The 14411-nt window shown below is 45.3% G+C and carries 6 protein-coding genes; 3 read left to right on the top strand and 3 right to left on the bottom strand.

Annotated elements, in window-relative coordinates:
• Positions 1-89: 89 nt before the first annotated feature.
• Both NAF29_RS13510 and NAF29_RS13505 read right to left on the bottom strand, forming a co-directional pair.
• Complete coding sequence (locus NAF29_RS13510) at positions 90-1538, bottom strand: sulfatase family protein (RefSeq protein WP_251262166.1); 1449 nt, start codon at positions 1536-1538, stop codon at positions 90-92.
• A 69-nt stretch (positions 1539-1607) separates the two neighbouring features.
• A complete protein-coding gene (locus NAF29_RS13505) occupies positions 1608-2762 on the bottom strand; it encodes a hypothetical protein (RefSeq protein ID WP_251262165.1) in 1155 nt (384 codons plus the stop codon).
• A gap of 487 nt (positions 2763-3249) precedes the next feature.
• Between NAF29_RS13505 and NAF29_RS13500 the strand changes: the two genes are divergently transcribed.
• The 3 genes from NAF29_RS13500 (at position 3250) to NAF29_RS13490 (ending at position 12843) form a co-directional block, all read left to right on the top strand.
• On the top strand, positions 3250-5415 hold the full coding sequence (locus NAF29_RS13500) for a hypothetical protein (RefSeq protein WP_251262164.1): 2166 nt from the start codon (positions 3250-3252) through the stop codon (positions 5413-5415).
• Positions 5416-5580: 165 nt separating this feature from the next.
• Entirely contained in the window at positions 5581-8844 is a 3264-nt protein-coding gene (locus tag NAF29_RS13495; protein ID WP_251262163.1) for a glycosyl hydrolase, read from the top strand.
• Positions 8845-9981: 1137 nt separating this feature from the next.
• Positions 9982-12843, top strand: coding sequence for an alpha-L-rhamnosidase (locus tag NAF29_RS13490; RefSeq protein WP_251262162.1), 2862 nt, complete (start codon positions 9982-9984; stop codon positions 12841-12843).
• Between the two features lie 471 nt (positions 12844-13314).
• Here NAF29_RS13490 and NAF29_RS13485 read toward each other — a convergent pair whose 3' ends face one another.
• The gene (locus NAF29_RS13485) at positions 13315-14274 is read right to left on the bottom strand and encodes a DUF4861 family protein (protein WP_251262161.1); all 960 of its coding nucleotides are present in this window, start codon (positions 14272-14274) and stop codon (positions 13315-13317) included.
• Positions 14275-14411 lie beyond the last annotated feature (137 nt).

The raw sequence follows: 14411 nt of genomic DNA, 5'->3' as shown, positions 1-14411 counted from the left end.
TTCCTAAAAGAAACACTTGTTTTGTGCGAGTGAACCTCATCCTTCGATATCATTCGCTTTGTGATTTTCTGGTTATGAGTTATTTCAGGCTATTCCGAATCCACTCGATTTTTGAAACTTTCTCTGGCTGCTACTTCGTCACTACGCTGGGCTTCATAGTGTTCAATATAAGCCTGGGTTCGGGATGCTAAATCATCCAAAATAGGCCGATATTCTGGGTCTAACGCTAGATTTACCGCTTCGGCTGGATCGCGTTCCAAGTCATATAACTGCTGATGATTGTGCTTGTAGAAATGCACATATTTCCAATTGTCAGTTCTAACGCCAACAATGGGAGGAATGGAAACTCGTTTAGGCTGGTACATATGCTCAAAGAAAAACTCATTTCTCCATTGTGTTGGCTCGCCTTTCAAAAGGGGCGTTAAGCTTTTTCCTTGGTAGTTGTCTGGAATAGCGACGCCAGCCAGATCGAGAACTGTGGGGGCAATATCAATGTTCAGGGCCATCTTTGATACTGTGCCATCAGCACTACCGCGGGGATCGTAGATGATCAGTGGTACCCTTAGATCTTCTTCCCACCCAAACCATTTGCCGGCCAGCTGACGTTCGTTCAGGCTGTAGCCGTTGTCACCGGTATAAATGATAATGGTGTTATCGGCTTGACCCGTTTGTTCCAAAGTTTTGATGATCATCCCAACAGCTTTATCGACACTACTAATTGCTCGATAATGACGTTTAGTCATTTTCTGGTACGTTTCCTCATCACCAAAGCGATACTCCCAACGATCACGGGCGATTGATGCTTGAAGAAAGTCAGGCAGAGTCGAAAATGTGTCGTCATCGGATAATTTGGCCGAAGGAATCGTGACGTCTTGATACCAACTTTCAAACTCTGGGGGGTAATGGTATTGATCTTGTTGGTCAAAATCATGTGCATGTGGGTTCCAGAAATTAACCGACATTGTCCAAGGGGTTGCATCATCTTGGGATTGTTCTATAAAGGTTTTAGCAAGCTCAGCAATGTAGTAAGTTTGAGGTAGTGGCTGCCCATGATATTGCTCTGTTTTGGCCTGTAATAGCGGTTTAAAGTAATCGAATCGATCGCTGTCTTCACCCGATATTTTTATTTCGTATTTACCTACAAAAGCACTGCGATAGCCCGCTTGCTTCAACAGCGCTGGATACATCGCTGCAGACTCTTGCACGCCGGTGGCCGGTTGTCCAAACGTGAAGTCGTGTGTGCGTTCTGTTAGTCCTGTCAAAATACTAATGCGACTGGATGCGCAAATAGGGGTGGTGACAAAAGTGTTTTTGAACACTGTGCCTGAATTAGCAAGCGTGTCTAAGTTTGGCGTTTTAATGATGGGATGGTCGTTCCCGAGAAGGTCCCAGCGGTGATCGTCAGCCAAGATAAATAGGATATTTGGTCGCAGAGTTTCTTTCTCAGAAGTCTGCATGTCACCCACTTGAGAGAAGGAACAGCTCGTTAATGCGAATAGAGCTGAGGTTGTTGCAAGCAACGCAAAATATTTTTTCATTTGTTCAATTGCCATCATTTTTAATAATTCGTTGTATTTTGTTCGCTGACCCGATCATTCGAGAAAGTGCTATTGTGTTCCGACAACTAGTGCCCGCCACCGTCCCTGACTTTGAGGCCCGTGCTGAGATAACGCCATGCAAGCGACTTCAATAATGTCTCCTTGTTTGAGCGTGACTTCATTCGTTTGAAAATAGATTTCTGATCCTTCGGCTTCGCTTTTGGGGTTCGTAAAAACTGCGATGACTTGGCCATTAATTCTTACTTGGTAGCGCGACTGGGCTTGCCCTTCGCTCAGCGTCACCAAGGTGAGCTCGTGGGTGCCTGCGTCTTTCTTACCTATCGTTTCTCTTACCGATACATACTGATCCAGACTTGATGTTACCGAGCGATTGATTGCCACAGTTTCGTTTAGTTGATCGATGCTGAGCGCGGTGGGAGTGACTGAATATGTGAAGTCTCGGCTAGCGAACAGGGCTCGGTGGTATTGTTCAACACCTTTTAATAGCTTCTTTTTGTCCAGTTCGGGTTTAAAAGAGAGTGTCTCGGCGTTTTCTTGACCCTGAGGGATAAAATTTGAATGGGTGGTGAGTACCAATTTATCCAGTTCAAAACCGTCTTCTCGCATAGAGACCATGACGTTGTGCACGCCCGCCGCTGGTACATCCAATGCAATGGAGTTAGGAACGCCACAATGGTTGCCTTCAACACGCTGTGCAGATGACCAAGTCCACTGATCTTTTCCATCACATAATTGGAGCCGTTGACCTGATTCAGGCCAAATGTTGTTGAGACCTATATGAAGCCCGTTGTCTTCACTGCCTGTGCTAAAGGCCCTCGCCCACACATAGTAGCGGCCAGGTGTAGAAAAATGAACAGGGTAGCTAAGCACTGCCACTGTGCCGGGGTGAGCGGAAAAATTTTCTCCATGAACCAGAACATCATGATGATTGACGCGAGTATCTGGTAATAACTCTATATACGCTCCGTTACTAGCGTTTTGGTAGTGCATTCGGTCTGCATCGTTATAGTCATGCGCAGCTGAGTTTTTGTTGAAAGTCAGCCAGCGACGCTTTTGGTCTAAATGCTGACTTGCAAAGTGCTCACCTTCAATGATTACTAAGCCGTCCCGCTCTTCGTAGTTCCACTTCTCGTTGGCTTTTACATTGCTATGGGCGTCTCCGCTTACGAGCGCTACAAGCGGTAATAACCATAATTTGAACATATGAAACCACATACCTATTTACGATGAATGAATTTGATTGGTTAAGATTATGTTATAAATCGAATGCACCAACAATCAACATTGGTCACATTTAGTCAAAAATGTTATTTAAAATTACATTTTTCGTGAATAGAATGATTGTATTGTGATGATTTATGACACTTTCAAGTGGTTAGTCCAATCGAAGAAATCATTCTTTATAAAGGTGAGTGGCCTGGAGACATGGATATCGACAGGCCCTGATTGCAAAAATATCGCGTTATCAAGTGTGTTTGCAATGGGGCTTGCCCATAGCGACTTGAGCGTAGGAAGCAAGATATATTCGTCAAATATAGCGCCTATCGAAGAGTTGTATGCTCCGTAAGCGGATACGCTTTACTTTAATCACAAAGATGCTGTGTTGATGCACAAAATATACAGTCACGCATAGGGCTTAAAAAAGCTGATATTTGAAACTGTAATGAATAATTAACTTCTAGAAAATACGATGAAAAAACTAATAAGCACGTTAATAATTACCACCTTATCCCTTACATTTAGCTCTGTTGGACAACAAGATTCTGATGAGTTGGCAGCGAGTGGAGCAGTCATTGTTTATGACGCAACGAAAGATTTCCGTGTGCTTGATACGGGTCGTGTCCCTTATTATATCGATGAAGGAAATGATTCACTTGGCGTTGATGCGAGGATCATTGCATATCGAAATATGTATGCCCGAGCCGTTAGAGAGTTCGACGGCGAAACAGGACTTTATGATGTAGCGCTTACAGTGATTACCGAGGAAGACGGTGAGTCAATGTATCGTCTGATGAAGAACGGCAAAGTCATCGGTACTTACAGAGCGTCTTACGTGGGTCCAGGTTCGAGCCGAGACCTCAAACCTGAAACATATACATTTCCGCGAATTGCTCTTCGCAAAGGCGAGCTGATTGGTATTGAATCCATGGCACTTACCAACGGGGAAATACCTGAGGGCAACGGTACCGCGTGGGCGCGGGGACGATGGCAGCAGCTGTCGTTTGCGCTGAGTCAAAACCAAGGCCCGTTGCGTCCGAGCTTCAATCCCAAAAAAGACTTGTTGTTAGCTCAGTTTGATACCGAAGATATCTACACCATTGCTGCTCTCGGTTCGATGCTTGCGCATGCTGACTTTGAAAAGGTTCAATATTTCGCAGTGGCGGGTGCTGTCGGACGGCAAACTGGCGAGTATATTAATGCCAGCTCTCTTTTGACGTTAGCTTTTGGAGCGGAAAATACGCGGTGGGCTGATGCCCATAATAATCGGGCTGAGGCGGTTAAAGCGGTGACCGAAAAAGTCCAGTCTGTGTTGGCAAAACATGGTCATGTATGGGTTCAGGAAGCTGGGCCATCTGATTTTACCCATGACTGGATCTCAGCTTTGATTTCTAATGGTGTAGATGAAAAACACATCAAAAACAATGTTATTGTGGTGCAGAATAGTGCGCGGAATGAAGCTTACTCGACGCCGAGTAAACTTGAATATGTTAAAACAAAAACCGACTACCGGGTGATTGAAGACGGCCATAACCCGAAACGAAAATTTATACGGCATAATCGTCGGGGCCCTGTAACACCGCTATATGTTGAACCGAGTAAAAAATGGCTTGAAACAGCAACGAGCAACGATAATTCCAAACAGCATGTTCGTAAATTATGGGTGGAGGCTCAAAAGATCGTAACAAGTGAAATTGTTGCGAAAGAACAGGATAAATCAAGTGAGTCAGTGATAGCGACAGGCGGTATTGATATCTCTGATGCTGTTGCGAGTTGGTGGATTTTTGAATTAAATCATCGAGCCAATTCAGTACATGCGTTTTGGGATAGCTATGTGACTGACGCGAAGCTAGATTTTGTGAACCCACCTGCAGGACGATTAGCAGTGGTTGCAGACGGCAACTCGCCCGATCCGGACGATATTGGCGCAACTCCAATTATGTTCGCGTTGTTACAGCAAGCCTCTTTGAACGACCGTTTGGTACATGTATCACATTCATGTGATTTGGAACCATTCAGCAACAAAGGAAAACAACAAATTGATGTATCCAGTGAAGCCCGACGCCAACAGGTTTTGCATGACTTAAGTAGCGAAAGTATTGAGTATTTTGGTCCGTTTGAGAATCTCCGTGATTACTATAATTGTCGCACTCATCAGCGAGCGGCCACTCGCGATCTAGTCGACGCTATTAATGCCTCCACAGCCAAAGATCCCTTATGGATCATAGAAGCAGGTGAGCCCGATCTCATCGGATATGCCTTACGAGCTGCAAATCCATCAGCTATGCAATATGTTCATGTTGTGTCTCATCATCCTGCAAATGACAACAGCGGAGACTATTTCTCATGGCAGCAAATATTAGATTTTGGCGTTACTGAGCATCAAATAGGTGATCAAAATGTAGGTTTGCAAACCCCGGTAACCGAGTGGGACTGGGCAAAGGATCATCAAAATCCGGGAATTGCATTTATTTGGGATATGTTGGCCTATGCAGAACGCGACGGCATTGTTGATTTTCAAACCAACAAATTTGATTGCTCGGACGCCGGAATGATGTATTGGTGGATCACGGGGGCCAATGAAGGTGGAAATAACAATGCTACCCCGCGAGATGTCAAACGCCTACTTCCTAAGTAGTACCATTGTGTTAAACGCTGGATTCAGAGTTATTCAGTAGGATTTGTTTCAATGTGCCTTGTTCGCTCAGCAAGGCACTTATTGATGTGTTGTTTAGTGTTGGGGCGGTAGCGGTACTTGCGGGAAATTGTTCTTTGCATTCGTCCCTCAACCAAGAGAAATACCATGCTTCTTCAATTACTCAAGGGCCTTCCAATCTGTGTTTTATTAGCGATGGCTAGCGTTGGTTTAAATGCGACAGAGCTTTCGAATGCTGAATTTGAGTCGCCGCCTAAGTCGTATTTGCCCAAAACATGGATGCATGCCATGAACGGTAATATGAGCAAGCCCGGTTTTAGCAAAGATTTTGAAGCGATGTCAGATGTAGGGATCGGTGGCGCTATCTTTTTTCATGTTCATCGAAGCAATTGGCCGTACTCGTCTCGAGGCCCTGTGAGATTTGGTTCTGACGAATATTTCGACACACTGGTGCATGCCGTGGGCGAAGCCGATAAACATGATATAGAGCTAGGTATTCATAATTCGGATGGATGGTCTTCTAGCGGTGGACCATGGATCACACCTGAACTATCTATGAAGCGAGTGACGTGGTCTGAGAAAACATTCCGTGGTGGGCAAAAAGTCGTCCCGCCACAGCCCGGATATGCGGAAGGCCTTTATCGTGATATTGCTGTAATTGCGGTTCCTACTAACTCGTTCAATCAATCTAATGCCTTTGAGAACGCCACTTTCTCTTCTTCTGATAAAAGCCTCGACGTAAGCCTTTTAACCGATAAAGACTGGGACACTGAATTTCAGTTTAAGAAAAACGCTAACAACGAATACTGGATTCAAGTTGAATTAGACACGCCAACACCGCTGCGAAGTTTGCAACTCGAAACCCCAGATCGTCATGGCGATGCAGCACTAAAAGTGTCCGATGATGGCGTCACTTTTTCTACTGTGGTTGAAAAACTAAGACGGCCCCGTACAGGCGCAAGAATGTGGGCCTTTAGTCCTAACCTTGACACCATCACTGCCAAGTATTTCCGCTTTGTGTTTACCAAGCCCATCACGCTGAAGCGTTTTGACTTGTGGACTGTTCCTAGAATTGACCATTGGCTTTCAATGAACTCTATGGAGCGTGGCCAATTAAGTTTAGCCCCTCAAATTGATCCGCAAGCCATAATTAAAGCGGATGAAGTGCTCGTACTAAATCGAGGGGAATTGCCGCAACAGGGGGTGACACTAGCCAAAGGTGACTGGCGCGTACTGCGCTTTGGTTATACCAGTACAGGAGCGTTCAACGTGCCTGCTTCGGCTGAAGGAGAGGGGCTTGAATGCGACAAATTTGACCCCAAAGCATTACGGTTTCACTTTAAACAATATGTTGGAAAAGTGGTCGATAAAATGAAAGAGCACGGGTATGACTCGCTAAAGACAACAGAAATCGATAGCTACGAAATGGGAGGGCAGAACTGGACTAAGGGTATGGACACCTCCTTCAAAACTAAATTCGGCTATGATTTCGTCCCTTGGTTACCACTGCTAACCGGGCGAGTTATCGAATCTGTGGAACATACAGGGGCCATCTTGCAAGAATATCGCCAGCATCTCTCAGATTTAATGGTGACGAACTACTTTGGTGAATTTACCAAAATTGCTAATGAATATGGTCTGGAATCATATATCGAACCGTATGGTTGGGGCCCATTTGATGAACTCAAGGCTGGGGGGATGGCCGACCGCGTTATGGGTGAATTTTGGGTGCGCGACACGGTTTATAACGGTCGTGTTTCTGCTGCAATTTCATCGGCCCATATTTATGGTAAAAAAATCATATCTGCTGAATCGTTTACTTCTATCCGCACCGTGAATTGGAAAGGTCACCCGTTTTTTTATAAACATTATGGCGACAAAATGTGGGCAAGAGGGGTGAATGAAACTATGTTTCACCGTTTTGCCCACCAACCCAATACCCACGTTAAACCGGGTATGACCATGGATTCGATAGGCTCACATATCGATCGAACTCAAACGTGGTGGAATAATGGTGGAACCGCGTGGTTTAATTATTTAGCGCGCGGCTCCTATTTACTTCAACAAGGAGTTCCTGATTCTGATTTCTTAATTCATTTGGGTGATGTTGCGCCGCTGCGTGTTGGTAATGCCAATAACACTGGTGTGCCAGACGGCTTCGGGTACGACTATACCAATACCGACGTGTTGCTGACGCGTATATCAGTAAAAGACGGTTGGTTAGTGCTGCCCGAGGGAACGCGCTATCGAGCGCTACATTTGACTGAAACACAATACATGCAGTTGGCAACGCTGAAGCGTATCGAAGATTTGGTCGCTCAGGGCGCGACCGTAATTGGCCGCAAGCCAAAGCAAGTGATTGGGTATAGTGAATGGCAACATCAAGGAGAGTTTGAACGTATTGCGGATAGACTGTGGGGCGAACATACAAATACCATTCAGCGGTACAAAAAAGGCACCGTGAGCAGTTTCAATTTAGTCGATTCCATTGCTGAGCTCAATTATGAGCCCGACCTAAAAATTGATGGCGAGCCGGTTAAGTTCTTCAGCCACCGTCGTATTGGTCACAATGACCTTTACTATTTTTACAACGGCCAACCTTCATATCAACAGGTAGAAGTCGATATTCGAAATGGCGATGGCGTACCTGAATTGTGGAATATTGATGATGGAACGGTCGAGTTGTTAGCTCATTTCAAGCGAGATGGTAAACGCCTGAAAGCTATTCTGGAGTTGGAACCTTACGGCGGCCGATTCGTTCTTATTCGTCGGGATCAGAATCAACCTGAATACACTGGACAAAATAGCCATTTGATCAACCACATTTATCGTTCAACACTTGCACCAAGTACTCCATTAGAAGGTCCTTGGCTTGTGTCGTTTGATCCCAAATGGGGCGGCCCAGAGTCACGAGTTTTTAATTCGCTAATAGACTGGATTGATAGCCCAGAGGAGGGCGTTCGACATTATTCTGGGACGGCGAATTACCGGAAAACGTTTACCATTTCTGACGATGCTCTGAGCACTAAAAAGTCACTGTACTTAGATTTGGGTCAGGTTAATCATGTGGCCGAGGTGTTTGTCAACGGCAAGGCTGTGCAAACGCTTTGGAAGCCCCCTTATGCGACAGATATTGGAGACGCGATTAAACCGGGTGAGAATGTCCTCGACATCAAAATCACCAATACTTGGGTGAACCGCTTAATTGGTGATGAAGCATTGCCAGATACCAGTGGTTACAGTATGACTGGAGACACGGTACCGTGGATCAATAATAACGAGCCGCCACCGCCAACTAAACGTGTCACCTTTACAGGCTATAATTTCTACGTGAAGCAACCGAAAGAGCTTCAATCATCTGGACTTCTGGGCCCTGTTCGCCTGATTACAAGCTTGGTCGCACAGAGATAAATGGGTCTTTATGCCCCAGTTTCATGATGAAACTGGGGGGTGTTGATGGTCATTCAATGTTGAATCAGTGAGTGACTGTTTTGGCTGACCCATGGCTCTAAATAGATTCCGTCACATCCAAAGCCTTTACCTCGGTGTTGTCCAAAAAGCGGAGCGCCACGTTCTAACCAGAAGAGCTTTTGAGCAGCGCATCAAAGTTACCTGACTCTATAGCGTGTTCCAGTGCATTTTCAAACAGCTCGGCTAATTCGGTATTCCGCTTGTCTGCATAGAAGTATGAGTTTAGCGGAATCTTGAAACAGCAAGTCTAGGTATACAACTCTTATTGATTCCTTGATTCGACCAAGACGAGACCATGTTCTAGGCATTGGATACAGCAACGGGCTAATTGTCAAAACGTTGTCCGTTGGTCGAGCATATGGATAAAATGACCGCGCAAGCTGGTGACAAGATTAAAGAATGATCTTCTAATATTTGTCGTATCACCGTGTCTGTTCGAAGGCCCGCTTGAGTGACTTGAGATGCGTCAGATCAAATTAAGTTGCGCGGACTGCAGCATATTAATTTCTTGAATTATATTCGAGTTTTTTGTGAACGATATTGACGGGTTCATCGGCGTATTTTGCGACGAGTTTGAGCACGGTTATTTTGTGCTGGCCTGATGCTCCTTTTGGGCTCGGCACATTTAATTAATACGTAAGTGTAGTTTGAAAAGTGAAGGCACAAAAACGAGTAACCGCAAAGCGCAATATAGCAAGGCAGGTTCGATTTATATTCATGGATAATTAACTTCAATCTGCAGTAATAAAACACCGACTTATTGATCTCGTCTTTGTGGATATGTTAACGACGATCTGATGTTGATTTAATTTGGCTGGTTGTGGTGTGTTTTAATTGTATTTGATTGATGCTTGTCACATTCGTGGCGTCTTAATGAACCCTTTTTGCCGGCGTTGATCAATACTGAGATTCTGCTGAACGGACGATTTGGCAATATGAGCGTGGACTGTGTGTTTCTCTGAAATTCTCTGCTCTTCGTTAAACAATGTCGACGTTTGTCAATCATTAAGGAAGTGGGTCACGCTAATTCGAACGTCATGGATAGGTGAGCCCAAAAGCAAATAACAGGTAGTTTTTATGATACGCCCCCTATCTATCATGTCGCTAGTGTTGGCGCTATTTGCGTGCAGTGTTGGCGATGAGCAACAAATATCTACAGCACCGTCGACTCTCGCAAAGCCTTCAGGATTGCTGGTGGAAGAAAATCAACGGCCATTAAACGTACATCATCAAACACCGCGTTTATCTTGGTTAAGCAATGTTAAGAAACAAGCGGCTTTTCAAATTCAGGTCGCCAGCTCTGAGGCACTACTCACAGCTGGCAATTCTGACTATTGGGATAGTGGAAAAGTTGCAAGCGGACAGTCTGTCAATATCGCATATGGCGGTAAACCACTCGCAAGCAAAGCAGCTGCAGCTTGGCGCGTTCGAGTATGGCCTGAAGGCGATTTAGAGCCGAGCGCTTGGAGTGCTACAGGGATTTGGGAAATGGGACTGATTCACAAATCAGATTGGCAAGCCCAATGGCTACAAGTCAAACAACGAACAGTCGCAAAATTGGATGACAAAGGCATGAATTGGGTGCTTTATGCAGCGAATGTACATCCTGAAAGCAACGACACTTTAAATGCTTCAAAAAAGCAAAAGCAACTTGGGGTCGTAGAGCAACTCAAAGCCCAACCAACCGCATCTTTGTTTCGTTACGATTTTACGGTGGATTCGTCGAAAAAATTAGTCAAAGCACGGTTGCACAGCACTTCTGCCGGTTACTATGAAGTGTTCCTCAACGGCAAAAAGGTAGATGACCGAATGATGGACCCTGGTCAAACCGATTTCGACCAGCGAATTTTGTATAACACTGATGATGTGGAGTCATTGCTCGCAGTCGATCAAAATACCATTGCCGTGCACTTGGGCAGTGGGTGGTACGATGAAAATATTGCGTTTAGTCGTTGGAACAACCCTGATCAAAAAGTCGGTCCAAAGGCCAAGAAAACGCTGTCTTATGGCCAACCTAAATTTATTGCGCAGCTAGAAATAACGTATGACGATGGCACTACCCAGATGATCACGACGAACAAAGATTGGCTGAGCCACTCATCACCCATATTAAAAGAAGGTATCTTTTCGGGAGAACTGTACGATGCCAATGCTTTTGTAGAGGGGTGGAACCGTCATGCCAGTTCAGCGCAATTAATGCAATGGCAACCTGTACAAGTATTACAGCAGTGGCCCACAAAGCAATTAGAGCCGCAACTGCTGCCGGCTATTCGAGCAGTTAAGGCCATGGTCCCAATTAAGATTTATCAACCCAAAGACAAGGTTTGGGTGTTTGATTTCGGCCAGAACTTTACTGCTGTTCCAACGTTAAATTTAGCAAAGTTAGACCTTAAAGCTGGCCAAACCATCAGCTTACGATATGCGGAATGGGCCGACATTGAGGGTAACATTAGCCAAAAAACAGGAGGCGGTGCGCCGCTGTTAAAGCAAGTCGATACCTACATTGCTTCGGGCGATGATCCGGCTACTTGGGCTCCGATTTTTACCTGGCATGGATTCAGGTATGTGGAGGTTACAGGGCTCCATGAACAACCTCAAATAGATGCGCTGACGGCTGACTTAGTCCGCAGTGATGTAGCTGTCGCAGGCCAGTTTAAAAGTTCAAACGCGTTATTAAATCAAATTCACGACATGGCCCTGTGGAGTTATGAAAGTAACCTGATGGCTGTGCCATTGGATTGCCCAATTCGAGAACGTGCGGGTTGGACCGGAGATGCTCACGCGGCTCTTATTACCGGCAACTACAATTTCAACATGGCAAACCTGTGGCAGAAATACTTAGTTGATTTCCAAACTGCCACGTATGTAGCGCCTGCTGTGGTACCGGGTAAACGTACTCATGGTGGAAATTTTGATTGGGCAGTAGCCGAAGTCATGATTGCTTGGGAGCATTACAAGCATCATGGTGATGTGCAAATACTCGAAGATCAATATGAAAGCATGCAGGAATATATGCAAGCCGGTGAAGCGAAGCTTGAGAATGACCTGCTCCGCATTGGCTATGGCGACTGGTGCGATCCTGTGCTCAAACCGGGAATGGGTCGTAAGCGGTGTAACCCTCAACATACCAGCCCAACTATTACTAGCTCTGCCTTGTTTGCTCATGGCGCCGATTTAATGAGTAAGATAGCCAGCTTGTTGGGGCGCGGAAGTGATTCTGAGCATTATGGTCAACTATTTCGCCGTTTAAGTGACGCGTTTAACGCAGAGTTTTATAGCGCCAAAACCGGCCACTATGGTAGCCAAACTGCCGATGCGATGGCACTTAGATTTGGAATGACTCCACCTGATTTACGACAATCTGTAGCGGACGCATTGAACCGAGATGTGGTTGAGACGTGGAAGGGGCATGGATCTATCGGTGCGTTGGGTCAGACTTATGTGTACCGAGCATTGAGTGACTATGGTTACGGTGATACCGCCTACAATATATTTGTAGCAGAAGGGTACCCAGGATATGCATGGCAAATGTCTGAACTTGGCGCAACGACTCTATGGGAACGCAAAGGTGTGTATGACCCCACCAGTGATCCTATGCGTAAAGAAGCGCCGGGGCGTTCGCTCAATCATCCGTTCCACAGTGGTTATGATGGTTGGTTCTATGAAGGATTAGGTGGCATTCGGCCGTTAGCTGACAACCCAGGTTTCCAGCACTTTGAATTGGCTCCGGTTTTCCCAAGCAACCTAGATTCAGTTCAAGTGAGTTATCAAACAGGTTACGGAAATATTGTGAGTGATTGGCAACGAGGAGTAAATACAGTTGAATGGCATTTTGAAGTGCCTAATAACACCACTGCGAGGGTTCAGATACCGAATCAACCTGCCAAGGTTTATGGGCCGGGGCATTATGATGTGAGTATTGCAGTGAATGATTTGTAGCTTTGGTTATGTGGCGACATGTCTGTGATTGTTCCTGCGAACGAATGAATTTAGGATAGCTTAAGACTATCCTAAATTATTAGGTGTTTAGGCAATATTTGAAATCTGAATTAGATTTGTTGTTTGGGGGCGTCTCAAATAGCGAACATTATTTCCCAACACTGAGCAATCATGCATTTTGGGTATTGCCGAGATGTAACAGCTTTAGCTCTGAGTTTTGACTTGCGGCTTGTGTGCTTTGCGATACTTTCATTTTAGTTGGTGTGCAGCTGAAGATGCTTAAGGTGAGGGCAAATGCATTGAACGTGGCGCTGATGCCCGTATGTTTTCTAGCAAGACTTAAAATTGACATTTTTATATTTACTGAATTTTTGGGTGTAAATTGAGAATCGAGTGAGTCGCAATAAACCGCTAGTATGTTGGCTAGAGCCTGAAGGGTAATGGCAGGCCCTAACCGTTTTAGGCTTTACATTACTTCCACGTCCATTGCGTTGATTGCTGGTCGAGATAAGTGAGCCATGCCTTTTCTGAGTCAAATTCGCCTGCTCCTTGCCAGCCAAAACCTGCCCGAAATTCCAAATGCCCTTGCGCGTCTGTGTGCGTGAATAACCAAATGTGACTCGCGTCCACCTCTGGCTTCGGTAGATGCTCAATTCGCTCAACTAAAACAGGATCCATGGCGACCGCCGAGCCCAAGCCTTGCTCATCAATCATTTCCCACGCTGAAATTAGGCCGGTTTCTTGAACAGAGGACACTGTGGCTTTTTCATCATGTGTGGCAAGCCCAATGGCAATAGGCAAGCGGGCGGGTTGACCATCCAATTTATATGTTGAGCTGACATGGTACATTTGCTCCCCCAGCTTCAAGGTGATGGTTTTGTCTTCATCCACTTGCCCTAAAGGCGTTTGCACGGTGTACGTTAGGGTAAAACTTACCATATCACCTTTGTTTTCATGAATGGTGTAGTCTAGCCAGTTGCTTGCAGCATAAGGTTTTCCGTCAATCCAAACGGCCGAACCGCCGACACCTCGACTTGGACCTGTATGGTAAGGGTCATAACCCTCGCCACGATCCTCATGATATGAAATCCCCTTTAAATATCCGGCATACCATTTGTCAATAATTGAGTAGTTGACCTTCTTCAGCCAAGCATCTACGCCACTTGAGATCCCGGTAGGTTTTGCGGCTGGGCCATAAACACGAAATGCAACTTTGTCGTTTTCCCATGTAAAGTCATCTTTTCGCTCTGGGACGTGACGCCCGTACGCCATGACCACCTTTGTTTCTGACGGTGTGTTAGCGTGTTGAGAAGCTTGTTCGTTGGCTGAATCGGATGCGGAACATGCAATTAGAGCCAGTGATAAACAACTTGCAGACAGACATGTCTTTGCTGCAATTGAAATGCTGAGGTTAGAAATTGTGAACGACATGGTATTTTATGAACTCCAATGACTGATATTGACTAAATGTTGATTTATTGTGACCTATATAGCAATTAATTTATTGGTTAAATGAGACGTTTATGGTGTAATTTGTTCAAACTTAGCCCTCCGAATTATAAGTAAAC

It is taken from the genome of Echinimonas agarilytica, assembly GCF_023703465.1.
Classification (GTDB): Bacteria; Pseudomonadota; Gammaproteobacteria; order Enterobacterales; family Neiellaceae; genus Echinimonas; species Echinimonas agarilytica.
Note: the sequence above shows the minus strand (reverse complement) of the source record. Positions and strands in the feature narration are given on the sequence as shown.